The following is a 17,627-nucleotide window of genomic DNA, read 5'->3' as shown; positions in this document are numbered from 1 at the left end:
GAGCGAACGCAACGCCAGTTCGAGATGGGATCACTCGAGCGCCAGCAGCGCATACCTATCGGCTTCGACTTCGGCGACGACGTAGAGCGCGCCATCGTCGAGAACGGGGCCCGGACCGACGCGACCGGCGAACTCCCGGTCGAATCGGAGCGCCGGACCGGACCGCAGGCTGCTGCCGGGATCGGGATCGAACGCGTACAGGCGGTCCCCGCCTACAAAGACTGTATCGCGGCCGTAGGCTGGTGCCGTGTGTCGCCAGTCACCAGTATCACGCTTCCAGCGTCGGTCACCAGAATCGGTCTCGAACGCGTGCAGGCCCCGGATCGTGGAAGCGAACATGATCCCGTCGACGACGGCGATCCCCCGATCAGTCCACCCGATGTCGACAGTCCAGAGGGGATCCAAGGATCGATCGTCGCTGACCTGCAGTGCGTATGTTTCTCCGTTCCGGCAGGAAACGTAAATCGAGTCCCTACCGATGGTCAGCGGACTCATCGTCGGAGACGGAAGGTCCCACTGCCACAATCCTGTCCCGGACTCTCGGAACAGATACACGATCCCAGCTTCGGTCGTAACCGCGACGTTGGATACCATGTGATACGCTGGATGATCGATCACCCGTCCGAACAGTTTTCGTTCCCACTGAATCGCGCCGTCTTCGGGATCGAGCGAGACGATGTGCTCGCCGACCCCACACAGGAGCCGTCGTCCGCCTCCCATCGACGGGCCCGTAACGCTTCCACGTCGTTCGAATTCCCGATCCCACAACTGATCACCCGTTTCGGCATCGAGCGCGTACATCGTTTTCATGACCGGAACGTAGGCGACGCCATCGCGGACTACCGGGACCGCGTTGATGTCCTCGAGCCTCCATTGTTCAGCACCGTCCGCCGAGTCGAAGACGCGAAGCGTGTCACCGGACTCAACCTGGAAGACGAGTCCGTTTGCGACGACGGGTGCGTGGAACGTGGTCTCGGTGACTTCGACCCGCCAGCGCTCGGAGACGCCGTCGACGGGAGCGCTGCCGTCCGCAACCGCGCGCGTATTCGCCGCGTTACAGCCGAAACTCGACCAGTCTCCGTTCGCACCGAAAACGTGACGGCTCGGGTCAGGGGGTTCGTCGACGCCAGCCTCGGGAGGTTCACCGGGCGGGGGCGATCCGAGTACGCTCGAGCAGCCGGCGAGGGCGGCACTTCCAGCGACGACGGTTGTAATAAATGCGCGACGGTCGGAGGACATTACCCCCACAATCATCATTCACACAACAAATAAATTGTGCAACCCGATCAGATCGGTCGGACCGACGGCCATCTGGCGTTCGCCAACGAGGGCGGATCCCGGTACGGTCGTCTGCGGGCTGGCGATATCATATTGATGGACAAGAATATATGATTGTGCTTACAACACTGTATTCAAGGCGATGAAACTTTCAACTGCGGTCTCGGCGGTGGGTCGTTCGCTTCGCAAGCCGGGTGATCTGTTGCCGTTTTACATTCTCGGTAGCGCTGTTCCGGCTATTGCCCGTGTAGTCCCATTTTTCGGCATCCTATTGGTCGGAGTATTCCTCTGGGCGACGGGTACGATCGACGCCATTCGGACTGGAATCAACAGCGTCGAAGGACCGGCACCGAACCCGGAACAAAACCCCGAAGCGTTTACCGCGTGGATGGACCAGGTCTGGACGGCGATCGAGGCCGCGTTCACCCCGATTACCGGGATGGTTTCGATCCTGACGCTCGTCGCCGCGGTGCTCATCGCGATCGGGATTACAATCTTCCTGTATGCTCTCACATCAGCAGGACAACTCGCAACCTGTTATGCCCGACTCCGCGACGAGCGGGGAATGGTCGCAGGAATCGCGGGTACGCGTCGGTTCTGGCTCTCGATGCTCGGACTGTACGTCCTCGAGGTACTCCTCTGGATCCTGGTGAGCATCTTCCTCCTCATCGGGTTGGGACTCAGTACGCTCCTCTCGACCGCCGTTCTGGACACGGCGATACTGCTGGTTCCCATCTGGTTGATCGGATCGTTCGTGTGGGTTTGCTCAATTCTCGCAGTCCGTGCGGTGTTCGCGTTCGCACCGGTGGCCGTCGTCGTCGACGATACGACCGCGTTCGGGTCGCTCACGAACGTCCTTGGATTCATTCGATCCGCTCCCGTCGAAGCGATCTTCTACTACGCGATCTCGCTCATCGTGTCGATCGGGTTCGCATCGCTCCTATCGGTGTTTTCAATCGTTAGCGCAGGGACTATCGTCCCACTGATCATGCTCCTCCTTGTCACCCCCGCACTCGATCTTCTGAAGACCGCACTCTACGGCGGCTACCGAGGCCGGATCGCCTCGCCCGTCACGATCGAACAGTCGCTTCGCTCCCAGTTCACGGGCGGAATTCGTCGGGGACTCTCCGCGCTCGGCGGGTTCATCCGTTCCACGCCAGGAATCCACGCGTTGGTCGTGATTCTCGGCGTCGGAACGTTCGTTGCCGGCTGGGTGCTCGCTGCCCCACTCGATGGGATCACCAGCGCATCGATCGCCACTCGAACGCAGGACATCTTCCCACCGACGACCGCCCTCGAGTTCTTCGGAAACAACTGGATGGTCGCGCTGACAACCGCATTCTCCGGGCTTGCGCTTGCGATTCCAGCGCTCTTTTCGATCGCGTTCAACGGCGTCTTCCTCGGCGTCACCGCCCGACTCGAGATCGAACCGCTCGAGTTACTCGCGTTCGTCGTGCCCCACGGCATCTTCGAAATTCCGGCCATCATCTTCGCCGGAGCGTTAGGCGTCCACCTCGGTATCGCGTTCTGGAAGGCGCTTGTCGGATCGATCGACCGTCCGACGTTCGCCGACGAACTCGAGCGAGCGTTCTGGGTCATGATCGGCATTGGCGTATTGCTCGCGATTGCCGGCTTCATCGAGGGGTTCATCAGTCCGTTCTACTACAAACCGTTCCTTTGATCGGCACCCGTCGTCCGATCGTATCCGTTCGTATCCACAGCGGAATTTCACGGCCGGGGTTCGATTGTCCCGCTCAGTTGTCTCCTCTCGTCCAATCACGAAACGGTACGCAGTGAAACGTCGGAAGGGGAGCAAGCGATCGTTCAGCTGCCCTGAAACAGATTCCAGTCGTATAGGTCGAGATACTGGTCGTGGCAAGGAGGAAGCTGTCGGTAGCGTCGAGGATAGACACTGTTCGCAGTAGTAGAGTATACACTGTGTAGACTTTCTACACGGTGCAGAAAGTTTACACCTGCCAAGCTGTGCAGTTGTGATTGTCACTGTGGGTCCCGGTCCAACACCAGTACGGGTCCGGTGGTACCGATGCGGTCATCCACTCGGAACGGAGCACCCAACGGACACAGTAGTCAATACTGACATAACTCATCACACCTAACCGGTCAGTATGCACTCGAACGCTCCCTCTGAGATCCGCGCGTTCGCGTTACCGGAGGCAAAAACTATCGAGATTCTCCATATCGACGACGACTCGAGTTTCGCAGCCCTCGTCGCGACGTTTCTCGAGCGCGAGCGCGAGCACTTCTCCGTACAGACCGAAACCAGCGCTCGAGATGCGCTCGCCGCACTCGAAGCGGGTGAAATCGAGGTCGACTGCGTCGTCAGTGACTACGATCTGCCCAAGTTAAACGGACTGGAAGTTCTCCAACGCGTCCGTAGGGAGAATCCGGACCTCCCGTTCGTCCTCTTTACCGGGAAGGGCTCTGAGGAGATCGCCAGTGAGGCGATCACAGCGGGAGTTACGGAGTATCTCCAGAAGGGAGGTGGCACCGAACAGTATCAGGTGCTCGCCAATCGAATCCACAACGCTGTGAAACGGTACTGGGCAGAACGGTACCTCGGCCGCGGTCTCGAGGCGATCGAAACCGCACACGATGGGATCGGTATCCTGAGCAAAGACGGATGCTTCGAGTACGTCAATTCGGCGTACGCGGACCTCCTCGGCTACACTCGCGAGGAACTCGTCGGAGCCCACTGGGAGAGGCTCTATCGGGATGAAGACATCGACGAAATATACGACGCGTTGCTGCCCGCTGCTCGCGACGGTCGCTGGCACGGCCACACCTCGTTCGTTCGAAAGAACGAGACTACGATCGACCTCGAGCACACGCTCTCGTACACGGACGACGGGGCGCTCATCTGTACGATCTCGGGCCCGAGCGGCGACGGGGCAGTCAAAACGCAGTTATCGGTGCGAGAACGCGCGATGGACGAAGCGCCGGTTGGCATTATTCTGACCAATCCCCACGCTGAGGACAATCCGATCATCTACGTGAACGACAAATTCACCGAGTTGACCGGCTACGGGAAAAACGAGGTACTCGGTCGGAACTGTCGATTCCTTCAGGGCGAACGGACGAGCGAGGAACGGGTAGCCACCCTTCGAGAGGCGATTGATACCCAGGAACCGGTGACGGTCGAACTCCGGAACTACCGCAAAGACGGCACCGAGTTCTGGAATCGCGTCCGCATCGCACCGCTTTTCGACGACGACGGCGACATCGAGTACTTCGTCGGCTTTCAGGACGACGTGACGAAGTCAAAGACCGATGAAGAGCAGTTACAAGCACAGACGGCGCGCCTCGAGGCGCTCTTCGAGTACTCGCCCGACCTGATCGCCATTCACGACGCTGACGGAATCATCCGACACGTCAATCAGCGCTTCTGTGACGAACTCGGATATACGGAGGCAGAAATCGTCGGCAACACGGTCTGGGAACTCGATCCGACCGCCGATCAAGACCGCGGACGGTCGTTCTGGAATGGACTCCCGACGAACGAGCCGCGGCGATTCGAGGGAGAACTCGAGCGGAAAGACGGAACGACTGTTCCCGTTGAAGTCCACCTCATCCGACTCGACTTGAACGGCAAAGACAGGTTCGTCGCAATGGATCGGGACATCACCGAACAGAAAAGACAAAAAACGGAACTCCTCGAGCAGAACGAACGCCTCGACCGGTTCACGAGCATCGTCAGCCACGACCTTCGAAGCCCGCTTCAGATTGCACAAGGCCGGCTCACGTTACTTCGCGAAGAGTGTGACAGCGAACACATACCCGACATAGAACACGCGTTAGGCCGCATGGACGCCCTTGTCGAGGACTTACTCGCGCTCGCGCAGGCCGGTGATGAAGCGATGGAGTTCGAGAGCGTCTCACTCGAGTCGGTAGCACGGGAGTCTTCGGTTGCGTCGATGTCGAACACCAAAACACTCGATATCGAGGGGGATCTGACTGTCGAGGCCGACAGGGATCAGCTCCGACGGCTGTTCGAGAACCTGTTCCGCAATGCGGTTGAACACGCTGGCGATGACGTGACGGTGACTGTAGGCGAAACGGCAGATGGCTTCTACGTCGAAGACGACGGTCCCGGTATTCCGGAGTCAGAACGAACTGTGGTCTTTGAGGCAGGTTATACGACGGCAGACAACGGGACCGGCTTCGGTTTGAACATCGTTTCCGAAGTCGCGGACGCACACGGGTGGGAAATTAGCGTTACCGACAGTGAGGAGGGCGGTGCGCGATTCGAGATTTCGGTGTGATCCGCCCAATCACTGTAATACAGTAGGCGCAGGACCAGAAGTGATTTTCGTAACTGGCCCAACACTACACAGTATGACGGCGCTCATCGACCCTGGTCAGTTAGATTCGAGCGTGGGATTTGACGTTCCAGCCGAGTTCTCTTCGATAGCACTGCACACCGTGACCGCCCGTGGTGACCGCCGCCCGTTGGACGCCCGCGAGACGTTTTCCCCCGCGGTAGTAGGTCGACCGATCGAGACCAGCACCCGTGAGCGCGACGAAAACAATCTCGAGGTACTGTAACGATGGGGTACCACACGTTCGATGCGTCCCGGGCCGACAAGTTAGAGCGGGCTGGGCGGCGGTATCGGTTCCTCTCGGCGGAGGAACTGCTGTGGGCGCTTTCGCTCTCACCCGACGACACTGTCGCCGACCTCGGCAGCGGGACCGGCTTTTTCACCGACGACGTCGCACCGCACGCCGGCACCGTCTACGCGGTCGACGTTCAGGCGGAGATGCACGAATACTATCGGGAGAAGGGCGTTCCGGAGACCGTCGACCTCGTGACCAGCGACGTGAGCGACCTTCCGTTCGACGACGGCGCTATCGACGTCGCGTTCTCGACGATGACCTACCACGAGTTCGCGAGCGAGGATGCGCTCGCGGAGATTCGACGGGTTCTCGCGTCCGGCGGTCGACTCGTCGTCGTCGACTGGTCGGCGACGGGTCCCGGTGATGACGGCCCGCCGGTCGACGAGCGTTACAGCGCCGATGAAGCGGCCGATGCCCTTCGTGCCGCTGGGTTCGACATCGAATACGAGGACACCCGACTCGAGACCTTTCTACTGATTGGAACGCTCGAGTGAGCCGAATCGATACCTCGAGGTGACTCACTCGTGTTGGCGATCGTCGTGGCCGTGATCGTGCTCATGGTGGTGGTGGTGTTCATGCTCGTGAGCACCTGGCCCGTGACGCGTGAATCGTCCGGAAAACGCTCGGTCGACCACCTCCGAAAGCGCGGGGTGAATGTGGACCGACTCGCGAATATCCCAGACGGTTCCCGTGCCGGCTTTCATCGCGACGACGACCTCCTCGATCAGGTTCGACGCGTCGTGACCGATAATGTGACAGCCGAGGATTTCGCCATCCGGTTCGATGATGACCTTCACGAACCCGTCGGTCTTCATCGCCTGTCCGCGGGCTGTATCCTCGTATCGATAGGTAGCGGTTGCATAGTCTCGTCCCGCGTCGCCGAGATTCTGCTCGCGTGCGCCGACGCCAGCGACCTCCGGCGAGCCGAAAACGGCGAACGGCATCGCGGTGTAGTCCACCGGCTCGAGATCCTCCCCGAGCAGGTTGCGAACGACGGTTTGTGCCTCGTGATTCGCGTTGTGTTTCAGCAGATACTCCCCGACGATATCTCCCAGCGCCCAGATTCCGTCGGCCGTCGTGCGGAGGTACTCGTCGGTCTCGACGAAGCCGAAATCGTCGGTTTCGACGCCCGTAGCCTCGAGGTTCAGTAGATCCGTGTTCGGCTGCCTGCCTGCTGCGACGAGCAGCGTGTCCCCGGTTACGGTCACGTCGTCGCGCTCGGACGCGTCGTCCCACGCCGGCGGGTATTGCCGGGCCTCGAGAGTCACCTCGCCGTCGGATTCGGCGGCTGCGACGGCTTCGTAGCCGGTGTGGACGTCGAACCGATCGGCGTAGCGCTCGGTGAACGCAGCGGCGACATCTTCGTCCGCTGCGGGGAGAAGGTGGCGACGCCGGCCTACGATCGACACGTCACTGCCGAACGTCCCGAAAAAGTGTGCGAGTTCGGCCGCGACGTAGCCGCCCCCGACAATTACCAGATCCTCGGGCGGCGTTTCCAACTGGAGCGCCTCTCGGCTAGTGACGTGATCGACTGCCTCGATGCCATCCATCGGCGGAATCACCGGCCGCGTCCCGGCCGCCACGAGGACCGTCTCGGCTCGAGCGCGCCTGCCGGCGTCGGGCCCGTCGGTAATCTCGACCGTTCGGTCATCGACGAAGCGTCCCTCGCCCTCGAGCAGCGTGTGTTGACTCGAGGTGCGTACACCGTGATGGATCGAGTCGGCGCTGCTCGAGACGTCCTCGTTCACCTCACGGATGATATCGGCGAAGTCGACGCCGGTTACGTCAGTATGGATGCGGAATTCCTCGGCACGCTCGACGGTCTCCATTACTTCGGCGTGGTATAGCAGTTGTTTCGAGGGAATACAGCCCCGATTGAGGCAGGTACCGCCGAGCGGGCCTTTTTCGACGACCGCTACCGACTCACCGCGATTCGCGAGGGCGCCTGCCACGTCGAGTCCGGAACCCGAACCGATGACGAGGAAATCGAACTCCGTTGTCTCCGAGTCCATAGGCTGCCCACCACGACCGGTCCCATTAATCATCGTGGCTAGATTGTCAAAATCCGTCATCCGACGTGTACCGACTCCCAACGAAATACAGGGAAAGCACAGTCACGCAAACGAGTACCCCTGTCGCAATATTCACTAGCAGCCACTCATATGGCGACACGAGCACGGGCTCTGGTTTGATCCGCCCGAGATAGAGATACTCGAGTTGCGTTTCAAACACGTGCGGGAGTAGAAACCCGCCGAAAACCGCTGCTCCGAGCACGGTTGTTCGAAGGAATCGTCCAGTCGTCACGGTACGCCGACCGGTGTCTACGTAAACGATGACACAAACAACCGACGCAGCGATAGTTCCGGTTACGACGAGCGGGACGAGGAGGGACATGTATCGGCTAGTGTGGAATTATCGGTTATCTAACTACTGATTCTCGGTGTTTGATCGGTCGTATTTGAGACTGGGAGAAACGATACTGATCGATTGCAATCGTCCAGACAGCGAGTACTGTCGCTCCCGCTCTCTGTTCTGGTCTGGGTAACAGCTGCCGCGAAAGACGGTTTAGACTACCACAACCGGCAACATCGCCACGACGCCTGCGGCGAATCCGGCGACGAGTTCGTATCGACCGCCGTTGGGCAACTCCGCGCCGGTTTCGAGCGCTTCGGGGACGAATTCCGTCGCGACCAGGTAGACCATCGCGCCGGCGGCGAACCCGAATCCGAACGGCAGAAACGCCTCGGCCCACGAGACGAACACGAACGCGATCACCGCGCCGATCGGTTGGGGGAGACTCGAGAAGACTGCCGCGCCGACCATGCGCCAGTTAGAGAGTCCCATCGCTCGCATCGGGATGGCGATAGCGGTCCCCTCCGGAACGTTGTGGATAGAAATGGCGACCGTCATGAACACCGCGAGCAACGGAATCGAAAGACCGAGCACCGAGATGCCGCCCTCGAGTCCCAGTTCGGCGAACGAGACGCCGACCGCGACCCCTTCGGGAAAGCTGTGAACGGTGAGAATTCCCAGAATGAGGATCAACGTTTTCGGGTCGCCGTTGGCAAACGCTTTGGCCTCGAGCGGCGGCTCGTCGTGGCTGTGGCTGGTGCCGTTGGGCTGTATTTCCTCGTCCTCGTCGATCCCACTGTCGTCTTCGTACCGGTGGTCGATTTCGGGGCCGTCGGTGCCGAGGGTGACGCCGTTGAGTACTCTGTCGGAAACCTCGACCAGTATAACACCAGCGAACAGCCCACCGATTAGAAGTGTCGGAAACCCGCTCGAGGCGTATGCGAGCCCTTCGTCGACGAGACCCAGGACGGACACCGTGACCATGATCCCCGAAGCGACCCCCCACAGGCCCACGTTCCACCGGTCGCTGAAATCGTCGACGAAGAAGAACGGCAACGCGCCGATCCCAGTCGCCAGCGCGGTGAGCAGGCCGGCGACGAACACGATGAGGAGGTTCTCGACGAGTGCCATACGACTACTATGAGCGAGTTGGCAAAGGGCCTTTCCAAAAAGAGAATTTTATTTTGGCTAACCTAAAACCGTCGGGACCTAGTTCGCCGCGCAGTTGTTCGGCCCGAGCTCGAGAGCTTCGACATCGCCACCCGGCTGCTCTTTGCCCCAGTTGATCTGTTTGATCTCGTTGTAGTTGGCCGGTTCGTCCGCGAGACTCTCGACGATAGTTTCGACGAACGACGATTCATCTCCGTCTTCGACGTAACGCAGGAGTTCGTTGGTCGCCTCTTCGCGAAGATTACCGAGCTCGGTCGCGAGCGGACGAATCGATTCGTCGCTGAAGTGGCCGGGCAGCACCACCGTCTCGTCTTCGAGGTCAGTCAATCGTTCGAGGCTATCGAATAGCCGGCTCGAGGCCTCCCGAATCGCGTCCTCCGAGCTATCCTCGAGGTCGGGACGGCCGACGCTCCGGAGGAACAGCGTGTCGCCCGAAAGGAGCGCGTCGCCGAACAGAAACGAAACGCTTCCGGGCGTGTGACCCGGCGTGTGGCACACCTCGAGTTCGCGCTCGCCGAGTGCTATCGTCTCCCCGTCCGCGAGTTCCGTGACGCCGTTGAGGACGCCTGCGTCCGCTTCGTGGAGGTAGTACGGCACGTCGAGTTCACCGGCGAGTCGGCGGGCACCTGAAACGTGGTCGGCGTGGGCGTGCGTATCGGCGACGCCGACAATCTCGAGGTCGCGCTCGTCTGCCGCGTTCAGATACTCATCGATGTACTGGCTCGGATCGACGACCACCGCTTCGTCACCGTCGTGGACGAGATACGAGATACACCCCGTTCCCGGACGGACGACCTGTACAATATTCTTGAGATCGGTTGCGTCCGCGAGGTCGTACGAGCGATGGACGCGGCCCCAGCCGTTCATTCCATCGTCGATCGATTTCGCGTCGAACCCGTGTTCGCGGAGGAACTCCGCGGCCCGGGCCGACGTGACGCCAGCGACACAGACGACCGCGATTTCCGTGTCGGTCGGCAGGTCTTCCATGTGGTCCTCGAGCGTCGAGTAATCGTACTCGAGCAATTCGTCGTAGATCGGGAGGTTCGTACTCCCCTCGATATGCCACTCCTCGTAGTCGGCTTCGTTTCTCACGTCGAGAACGAAGAGATCAGTGTGGTCGCCCGCTTCGAGACATCGAGCGACAGTCGCCGGGTCGAGATTCATATTGCTCATTATATACAATACTACCCGACAACGGTTATTAAAACCTTGGCCGAGAATCGGCGGTCGACTCGAGCGATACCTGGCACAGTACGATTTGAACGGGGCCTCGAAGTAGGGCCTCGGCGAGCGTATAGATTGGTGGAATTCCTACGAAGTCGGAATTGGCTTTACTCGCATATATGTGGGATTCGTACACTCACATGTATTATGAGAGGATCCACAGGGCCGTTCAAACCGAACTTATCGCGGCGGAAACTCCTCGTCGCGTCCGGTGCAACGGGTATCGCTGCGCTCGCAGGCTGTACGATGGATAACACGGAACCGGAGGAAACCGAGACCGCAGAGACGATAACGACCCACTCGTCGCCTGATCTCGAGAAGTGGGTCGACGACCTCCCTCGACCAGGTGTCCTCGAACCGACGGGGACGAAAGAGGGAGATCCCTACTACGAAGTGGAGATGAGCGAAACCGAACAGCAACTCCACTCCGATCTTCCGGCGACGACTGTCTGGGGATACGGCGGGGGGTTCCCAGGTCCAACTATCGAGGCCCAGCAGGGGGAACCGATCCGGGTTCGGTGGCAGAACAACCTCCCGGACGAACACCTCCTCCCCGTCGATACGTCGATTCACAGTGACATAATCCCGTACGATACGGAAGGCGTACACGCAGTAACTCACCTTCACGGCGGGAACGTCGAAGCTGAAAGCGACGGTCACGCACAGGCGTGGTACACTCGAGACTTCGCGGAGACGGGACCCGAGTTCGAGTCCAAAGACGACTACTACGCAAACGATCAACCAGCATCGACGCTATGGTATCACGATCACGCGCTCGGAATCACGCGGTTAAACGTGTACGCCGGTCTCGCTGGGTTCTATCTCCTTCGCAGCGAGCGCGAACAAAATCTCGACCTTCCCGATGGCGAATACGAAGTCCCGATCGTCCTGCAGGACCGAAGCTTCAACGAAGACGGATCGTTGTTCTATCCGACCGCTATCTCTGAGGAACAGGATATCGGCGACGGATCGTATCCAGACCCGAGTATCGTTCCACAGTTCTACGGCGATACGTCGGTCGTCAACGGAAAAGCGTGGCCTCGGCTCTCGGTTGAGCCCCGGTCGTATCGGCTCCGACTCCTCAACGGCGCGAACAGTCGATACTACAACCTCAAGCTCCTCCAGTACGACGAATCGTCGGGCGAACTCGACGCTGACGGACCGCAGTTCGTCCAGATTGGAAACGACGGGGGGCTTCTCTCCGAACCGGTCGAGGTTGGAGACCGCCTCGAGCTATCCGGCGGCCAGCGAGCCGACGTCGTCGTCGATTTCAGTGAGTACGCAGGCGAAACCCTGCTTCTTCACAACGACGCGCCCGCGCTGTATCGGGGTGAAGCGGACAATCCGGACGACGACCTCGTTCCGCTGCCCGAGATCATGCTCTTCGACGTGGGCGACGATGAAACCACAGCGGATAGCTACGACCTCCCCAGCGAGTTAGTGCAGGTGCCCGAAATCCCGACCGATTCCGTCGATAACGAGCGATATCTGACGCTCAACGCCGGCGACACTGATGAGTACGACCGAAAGCTTCACCTGCTGGGAACCGCCGACGATCCCTCGGGTCACATGGTAAACGACGCTGTTACCGAGGAGCCGACACTCGGCGACACCGAAATTTGGAGTTTCGTCAACCGAACCGGAATGTCCCATCCGATTCACCTTCACCTGGTCCACTTCCAGGTGCTGGGGCGACAGGGAATCGGGGACTACGACCCAGACGAAGACGATATCGAACTAGATGCACTCGAGGAACCCGCGCCGTACGAGCAGGGGTGGAACGACGTGGTGAACGTCGACCCCGGCGAAGTGGTCCACGTAATCGTTCACTTCGGGGAGTACGAAGGGCTGTTCAGCGATCAGACGGGCGAGTACATGTGGCATTGTCACATGCTCGAGCATGAAGACCACGACATGATGCGACCGTACACAGTGTCACCGAGCGCCGACGAGGGTACCGAAACCGACGGTGACGACAGCAACGAGTAAGCTTCCGAACGCTGAATCGAATCGCTGTCGATAGAACGCCGTTCGTTCGAGTGTGAGATGAAAACAGTTTCGCCCTGACCGGTTCGACGGGAGAATCGACGACGTATCCGTTCTAGGCTGAAACTTCGGTGCCTGACTCGGCTTGCTCGTACTTGTCCTCGAACTCCTGTATGAGCTGGCCCATCTTCGCGTACCAGTCGTTTAACATTCGCTGCATGTCGTTTGCGATCTGGGTCGGGTCCGTTGGGTGATAAACGTGGTAGTAGCCGCCTTGATCGTAGTTGATCTGCTCTTTCTGGATGAAGCCGCTCTGGAGCAGTCGCTGGATCGAGCGGTAGGCGGTCGAGCGCTCTCGGTCGACTTGCTCGGCAACTTCGTCGATCGTCAGCGCGTCCTCGCTTTCGACGAGGACACCGAAACAGTCCTTGTCGAGTTGCTTGAGCCCGTGAATACACTCCAGCAGCCCTTCACACTCCATATCCTGCTGCAGTTGTTCTGCCATCGAGTTAGCCATTTTACTGTCTCAGAGTAGGAACCGCGTCGGTATAAGGGTTGTGTGAATATTGCGCAATTTCGATGAGCCGCGGTCGTCGACAGCGAACGGTGCTCGAGAGCGGAGATATCGAAGAGCCAGCGATCGACCACGGGTGCCAAGAGAGTCCATGACAGTTGTGTATCTTCGATAGCCTGATGAACCAACCACCGACGCTCACCAGCACTTCGGACGATTCTCGTTACACAGCTGAGTCGTGTTTGTCAGTAGGCGGGGCTATTCAGTTTCTGCCTGGCTCCACGCCGTTCCGAGCGCGACACCAAAACCGATGCCGGCGGCGGTCCATACCGCCAGATTGTCCGTCGCAACCCCCAGTGCAACGCCAATGCCCGCTCCGACTGCGATACCCAGACCGATTTTGTTCTGCGCGTCGTCTTCGTTCTCTTCGCCACTCATATGCTCTCAATAGCTTTCTCAGACAGGAATATGTGTCGTATCATTCATAAACTTCCACTCTCGTACCGGTAGAGTTCAACGGAACCACCACGACTGGGTTCCGGGATCGTTCCACAAATCCGCTCAAGAAGCCCATCCCGACGGGAACGAACGAACGAACGGAGCGACGAACGGCTCTCACGCCGGAGCGGTCTGGTACGTCTGCAGCCGATAGATTGCTCGAGCAGCGGCGAGAAGGACGAAAGCGGCGAAGGCGAACGCGACCGCTTCCGGTATCGAGCTACCGGCGGCGAACACGCCGAAGAGCATCGTTGCGATCCCGACTCGGATCGCGAGGTTGCCAACGACGCTGGCTGCGACCGATTTTGACACCTCGGTCGATGCGTCGTAGCCGGCGATGAGGAAGGACCACTCCCGGTATTTAATCACATAGCCGAGGATGAAGATTCCAAGCCCTGCGAGCAGCGCCTCGGGCGATTCCAGGATGGCCTCGATCATAGCTAAAACGACGAGGTCATGATACAAAAATTCAGGTAGCGGCGGGGATCTGCTAGCCGAACGGTCCGACCACCAGTTCGAATTTTGTCCGTTCCAGATCGAATGACACGCTCGAGAATCCACTTCGCTCGCGATTACACCCGCAGAAAGAACACGCCGAATTGCTTTCGACAGACCAACTCGACGACGCCGACGATCAGCATACCACCGAGGCTCACCGGAACGTATCCGGTGTATACGAATAGCGGATCGACCTCGGTAACGAGCGTCATCGGAAGCGGGACGAGTTTGTATGTGAGCACGCCCGACTCGTTCGGAACGGTGAAAAACGCTGCGAGCATGGCAGTCGTCGTAAGAAATGCCCACACGAGCGGCGTAACGAGTCGTTCGCGACGGTACGCATACACCGGAATTGCTGCATTGAAACACAGGAAGAGACTACACACGGAAAATACGGCGATAACGGCGACAACATCTCGTTTAACTGGAAGTGAAACTCCCGTGACGGACCGAGTGACGCCCCAGAGGGCGAGACAGATCACCGCGTATCCCGCTCCGACCGCCGCTGGAAACAGACGACTGTCGGAGGGTCGGCGAGCGGAGACGACTGCGGGGATGACGACGAGAGTGGCCGAGAGGAAAGCGACGACGGCGAGTGTGAGCTCGTCGCTCCCGAGCAACGGTTGTGGACTGGATGAGGGCACACCGAAGCGTTCACCGGAAATGGCTTCAAATTGTTGATGGAAGTTGCGTTATCGTCTCCGTTCGCTGCGAGGAGGACTTCCGTGTACAGATCGGATTCACGGCGAGCTGAGTACGACGACCGGGCAAGGAGCGTTGGTCAGAACGTACTCGACGTTGGGCCCGAAAAACGCCCGCTGGGTCATCGGCCGCGTGTTCGAGCCCATCACGACGACGTCGGCGTCAGTTCGGTCGGCGATATCGACGAGTTCTTCGCCTGGATCGTCCGAAACCGTTACCGTGGTCACGACTTTCGCTCCCAGCTGTCTCCCGAGTTCGGCCTCGCGGTCGACGATCCGGTCGCCGACATCCAGTTCGTGAGAGCGCGGCGTTCGACGGACGAACCGATCGTCCGATCGGTGGCTGGCGACGACGTGGACGATCTCGACGAGCGCGCGTTCCTCGAGCGCGATCGTAAACGCCACTTCGGCGGCGTGACGGCTCGTTTGCGTCCCGATCGTCGGCAACAGAATCCGATCGATCGGGTCGTCTATCGACGTCGGATCCTGCTTTACGGCGTCGGACGTGCTCACCACCATTGCGGGACACGGCGTCTCCTGAACGACGCGATCGACCGTCTGGCTAAACAACGGCCTGCTGGGTGAGCGCTCGAGCGTTCGCTCGCCGAGAACGACCAGATCGTACCCGCCGGTGGCAGTCTCGAGGATGGACTCCGCTGGACTCCCATCGCTTTCTCGGACGAGGCGTCTCGTCTCTCCGGCAATCGGACCCAATCTTCGTTCAACGCTCGAAAAGACGCGATCGATTTCGTCGGAATCGGATCGATACTCGAGCTCGTCCGTTCCCGAGTCCGTCCCGGTTTCCGAGCGGCCCCCGATTCGGGCGACGAGTCGACCGAGTCGACCGCGGACTCCGCGGTGTGTCCGCCCCGATTCAGCGGATGGTGTCACGCAGAGCAGGTCCAGATCGGCCTGCAGGTTTCGGAGCAACGGGCTGATCAGCCGGGCGGCGTACTGCGTATCGACGGTCCCTCGAGTCGGCAGCAGCACCCGATTGAGGTTGTTGACGAAGCTGTCCTCGAGGTACCGTTCGCGTTCGATACGCTGCCGTTCTGCTTCCCCCATTTCGATCTTCGGGATCGACCAGCGCATAATCGCGGGGGCCATCAGCGACGTGACGATGGCGACCATGACGATGATGCTGTACATGCTCGTCGTCAAAATTCCGAGGCCGAGGCCGATCGTCGCGACGATGATCTCCATCGCGCCTCGAGCGTTCATGCCGCCGCCGATGGTGATACCCTCCCACTTCGAGAGGCCGGCCAGTCCCGAGACCCCCATGATCCCGCCGAATTTTCCGACGCAGGCGACGGCGAGGACGACGAGACCGACGCCGAACACGAGCGGATCAGCCAGTGTGGCGAGGTCCATCCGCAACCCGGCGATAGCGAAGAAAAGCGGCGCGAAAATAGCGAGCGTCATCGTTTCGAAGACGTGGCGAACCTGAAAGGTGAACCGCTTGACCTGGCCGACCAGCACGCCGACGACGAATGCGCCGAGAATCGCCTCGAGGCCCATATACTGGGTGAGCGCCCCCGCGGCGAGTGCAAAGACCATTACCGTCGACAGCAACGCGATATCGCTGCCGATGGCGTTGTCGACCCACCTGATCGTCTCAGCGATGAGCCGTCGGCCGATCGTGAACGCGGCTCCGAGAAACACGAGCACCGAGAAGATCGTCACCGCCGCCGAACCGAGATCCGCGACGCCGGTCCGCGCGAGTCCGGCGACGGTGGCGAGCAGAATCCAGCCGATCGTATCGTCGACCATTCCCGCCGCGAGTATCAACTGGCCGATATCGCGCCGAATCACGTCCAGTTCCAAGAGGATTTTCGCGATGACCGGAATCGCCGAGATGCTCATCGCGGTGGCGATGAACAGGCTGAACACGAGTCGGTGATCCGCGGAGACGATGAACTCCGAGGGGAGGAACCACCCGAGTGCAAAGCCGGTCGCGAACGGGACGAGGATGCCACCGAGCGAGAGGAAGACGGCCGTCTTTCCTTTGCTAATGACGAGGTCGATGTCAGTCTCGAGGCCCGTGACCAGGAGCAACATGATGAGCCCGAGCCACGAGATGATCTCGAGGAGGTGAAACTGACTCTCCGAAACGACGAACAGCGACTCGTAGACACCCGGTGCGACGAATCCTAACAGCGAGGGCCCAAGGAGCACGCCGGCGAGGAGTTCGCCGACGACCGCCGGCTGACCGATCGAACTGAACGTCTCGCCGAGGACGCGTGCTACGAACAGGAGCACCGTCAACTGCACGATGACGAGAAGAAGTTCGTGGTGGCCGATTGGTTCGATAATTTCCATGGCAGGGAGCGCCGGTCGTTTTCGGAGAGTAGCCTACGCGATCCTCATACATCATTCCCCTGTAAGGAATCCATGACATACTTCGTTCCCGGTGATTGCTGCGCCTACCCGGTCGGGTTCGGTGCTTACACTAGGTAAACCGGGGACAGAAATCAGAATGGCTTACTGACCGCTCGAGTTCGCGGCCCTATGGCGGGCTCGTGACCGCCGTCACCGTAACGACCGTCCCGACGACACCGAGAGCTAGACCAACCAACGGCACCGACGCCACACCATCGAAGTACGTGACGACGAGCAATCCGACGACAGTCAATTGGATGCCGAGAATGCCCTGTCCCGTCCGTTCCATGAGTAGAGTCAACAATCCAATGGTAAAAGTCTGCTGTTCAATTCGAATCCCGATGGTAGCGATTCAATCACTGCCATCGAACGTCGGATCCCAGGCCGTTCGTCGA

Annotated in this window: 15 protein-coding genes; 5 read left to right on the top strand and 10 right to left on the bottom strand. The window is 59.8% G+C overall.

What is annotated here, in order from left to right:
• Positions 1 to 30 precede the first annotated feature (30 nt).
• Complete coding sequence (locus HALLA_RS19025) at positions 31 to 1,239, bottom strand: outer membrane protein assembly factor BamB family protein (protein WP_049955081.1); 1,209 nt, start codon at positions 1,237 to 1,239, stop codon at positions 31 to 33.
• 181 nt (positions 1,240 to 1,420) lie between these two features.
• On the opposite strand from HALLA_RS19025, the gene HALLA_RS19020 reads away from it, so the two are divergent.
• The 4 genes from HALLA_RS19020 (at position 1,421) to HALLA_RS19005 (ending at position 6,404) form a co-directional block, all read left to right on the top strand.
• Complete coding sequence (locus tag HALLA_RS19020) at positions 1,421 to 2,959, top strand: stage II sporulation protein M (RefSeq protein WP_049955080.1); 1,539 nt, start codon at positions 1,421 to 1,423, stop codon at positions 2,957 to 2,959.
• Between the two features lie 445 nt (positions 2,960 to 3,404).
• The gene (locus tag HALLA_RS19015) at positions 3,405 to 5,558 is read left to right on the top strand and encodes a PAS domain S-box protein (protein WP_084569144.1); all 2,154 of its coding nucleotides are present in this window, start codon (positions 3,405 to 3,407) and stop codon (positions 5,556 to 5,558) included.
• 73 nt (positions 5,559 to 5,631) lie between these two features.
• Positions 5,632 to 5,841: a hypothetical protein gene (locus HALLA_RS19010; protein ID WP_049955079.1), complete on the top strand. Its 210-nt coding sequence runs from the start codon at positions 5,632 to 5,634 to the stop codon at positions 5,839 to 5,841.
• A gap of 2 nt (positions 5,842 to 5,843) precedes the next feature.
• On the top strand, positions 5,844 to 6,404 hold the full coding sequence (locus HALLA_RS19005) for a class I SAM-dependent methyltransferase (RefSeq protein WP_049955078.1): 561 nt from the start codon (positions 5,844 to 5,846) through the stop codon (positions 6,402 to 6,404).
• A gap of 24 nt (positions 6,405 to 6,428) precedes the next feature.
• Here the strand turns inward: HALLA_RS19005 and HALLA_RS19000 are convergent, their stop codons facing one another.
• The 3 genes from HALLA_RS19000 to HALLA_RS18985 all read right to left on the bottom strand — a co-directional run bounded on the left by HALLA_RS19000 (position 6,429) and on the right by HALLA_RS18985 (position 10,605).
• A complete protein-coding gene (locus HALLA_RS19000) occupies positions 6,429 to 7,922 on the bottom strand; it encodes a dihydrolipoyl dehydrogenase (RefSeq protein ID WP_049955077.1) in 1,494 nt (497 codons plus the stop codon).
• A gap of 553 nt (positions 7,923 to 8,475) precedes the next feature.
• Positions 8,476 to 9,393 (bottom strand): ZIP family metal transporter, encoded by a 918-nt coding sequence (locus HALLA_RS18990; protein WP_049955075.1) that lies wholly within the window; start codon positions 9,391 to 9,393, stop codon positions 8,476 to 8,478.
• Positions 9,394 to 9,471: 78 nt separating this feature from the next.
• Positions 9,472 to 10,605, bottom strand: a complete 1,134-nt coding sequence (locus HALLA_RS18985; RefSeq protein WP_049955074.1) for an MBL fold metallo-hydrolase — start codon at positions 10,603 to 10,605, stop codon at positions 9,472 to 9,474.
• A 198-nt stretch (positions 10,606 to 10,803) separates the two neighbouring features.
• Here HALLA_RS18985 and HALLA_RS18980 point away from each other — a divergent pair, with 198 nt between their 5' ends.
• Positions 10,804 to 12,645: a multicopper oxidase family protein gene (locus HALLA_RS18980; RefSeq protein WP_084569143.1), complete on the top strand. Its 1,842-nt coding sequence runs from the start codon at positions 10,804 to 10,806 to the stop codon at positions 12,643 to 12,645.
• A 112-nt stretch (positions 12,646 to 12,757) separates the two neighbouring features.
• Here HALLA_RS18980 and HALLA_RS18975 read toward each other — a convergent pair whose 3' ends face one another.
• From HALLA_RS18975 to HALLA_RS20825, 6 genes are all read right to left on the bottom strand, one after another.
• A complete protein-coding gene (locus tag HALLA_RS18975; protein WP_049955073.1) occupies positions 12,758 to 13,159 on the bottom strand; it encodes a helix-turn-helix domain-containing protein in 402 nt (133 codons plus the stop codon).
• Between the two features lie 255 nt (positions 13,160 to 13,414).
• Positions 13,415 to 13,594 carry a hypothetical protein gene (locus HALLA_RS18970; protein WP_049955072.1) on the bottom strand — a complete coding sequence of 60 codons (180 nt, stop codon included), beginning with the start codon at positions 13,592 to 13,594 and terminating at the stop codon, positions 13,415 to 13,417.
• Positions 13,595 to 13,771: 177 nt separating this feature from the next.
• Positions 13,772 to 14,092 (bottom strand): hypothetical protein, encoded by a 321-nt coding sequence (locus HALLA_RS18965; RefSeq protein ID WP_049955071.1) that lies wholly within the window; start codon positions 14,090 to 14,092, stop codon positions 13,772 to 13,774.
• A 134-nt stretch (positions 14,093 to 14,226) separates the two neighbouring features.
• A complete protein-coding gene (locus HALLA_RS18960; protein WP_157231446.1) occupies positions 14,227 to 14,796 on the bottom strand; it encodes a hypothetical protein in 570 nt (189 codons plus the stop codon).
• Positions 14,797 to 14,892: 96 nt separating this feature from the next.
• On the bottom strand, positions 14,893 to 17,172 hold the full coding sequence (locus tag HALLA_RS18955; protein ID WP_049955069.1) for a cation:proton antiporter domain-containing protein: 2,280 nt from the start codon (positions 17,170 to 17,172) through the stop codon (positions 14,893 to 14,895).
• Positions 17,173 to 17,359: 187 nt separating this feature from the next.
• Entirely contained in the window at positions 17,360 to 17,521 is a 162-nt protein-coding gene (locus HALLA_RS20825; RefSeq protein WP_157231445.1) for a hypothetical protein, read from the bottom strand.
• Positions 17,522 to 17,627 lie beyond the last annotated feature (106 nt).

The sequence above is a fragment of the Halostagnicola larsenii XH-48 genome (genome assembly GCF_000517625.1).
Lineage (GTDB): Archaea > Halobacteriota > Halobacteria > Halobacteriales > Natrialbaceae > Halostagnicola > Halostagnicola larsenii.
Note: the sequence above shows the minus strand (reverse complement) of the source record. Positions and strands in the feature narration are given on the sequence as shown.

Bases quoted from the DNA above. Each gene is read 5' to 3' on its own strand.
- HALLA_RS19005 (WP_049955078.1), top strand. From the start codon at position 5,844: ATGGGGTACCACACGTTCGATGCGTCCCGGGCCGACAAGTTAGAGCGG.
- HALLA_RS18985 (WP_049955074.1), bottom strand. From the start codon at position 10,605: ATGAGCAATATGAATCTCGACCCGGCGACTGTCGCTCGATGTCTCGAA.
- HALLA_RS19015 (WP_084569144.1), top strand. From the start codon at position 3,405: ATGCACTCGAACGCTCCCTCTGAGATCCGCGCGTTCGCGTTACCGGAG.
- HALLA_RS18970 (WP_049955072.1), bottom strand. From the start codon at position 13,594: ATGAGTGGCGAAGAGAACGAAGACGACGCGCAGAACAAAATCGGTCTG.
- HALLA_RS18980 (WP_084569143.1), top strand. From the start codon at position 10,804: ATGAGAGGATCCACAGGGCCGTTCAAACCGAACTTATCGCGGCGGAAA.
- HALLA_RS18955 (WP_049955069.1), bottom strand. From the start codon at position 17,172: ATGGAAATTATCGAACCAATCGGCCACCACGAACTTCTTCTCGTCATC.
- HALLA_RS18990 (WP_049955075.1), bottom strand. From the start codon at position 9,393: ATGGCACTCGTCGAGAACCTCCTCATCGTGTTCGTCGCCGGCCTGCTC.
- HALLA_RS19010 (WP_049955079.1), top strand. From the start codon at position 5,632: ATGACGGCGCTCATCGACCCTGGTCAGTTAGATTCGAGCGTGGGATTT.
- HALLA_RS19020 (WP_049955080.1), top strand. From the start codon at position 1,421: ATGAAACTTTCAACTGCGGTCTCGGCGGTGGGTCGTTCGCTTCGCAAG.
- HALLA_RS18975 (WP_049955073.1), bottom strand. From the start codon at position 13,159: ATGGCTAACTCGATGGCAGAACAACTGCAGCAGGATATGGAGTGTGAA.
- HALLA_RS19025 (WP_049955081.1), bottom strand. From the start codon at position 1,239: ATGTCCTCCGACCGTCGCGCATTTATTACAACCGTCGTCGCTGGAAGT.
- HALLA_RS19000 (WP_049955077.1), bottom strand. From the start codon at position 7,922: ATGGACTCGGAGACAACGGAGTTCGATTTCCTCGTCATCGGTTCGGGT.
- HALLA_RS20825 (WP_157231445.1), bottom strand. From the start codon at position 17,521: ATGGAACGGACGGGACAGGGCATTCTCGGCATCCAATTGACTGTCGTC.
- HALLA_RS18965 (WP_049955071.1), bottom strand. From the start codon at position 14,092: ATGATCGAGGCCATCCTGGAATCGCCCGAGGCGCTGCTCGCAGGGCTT.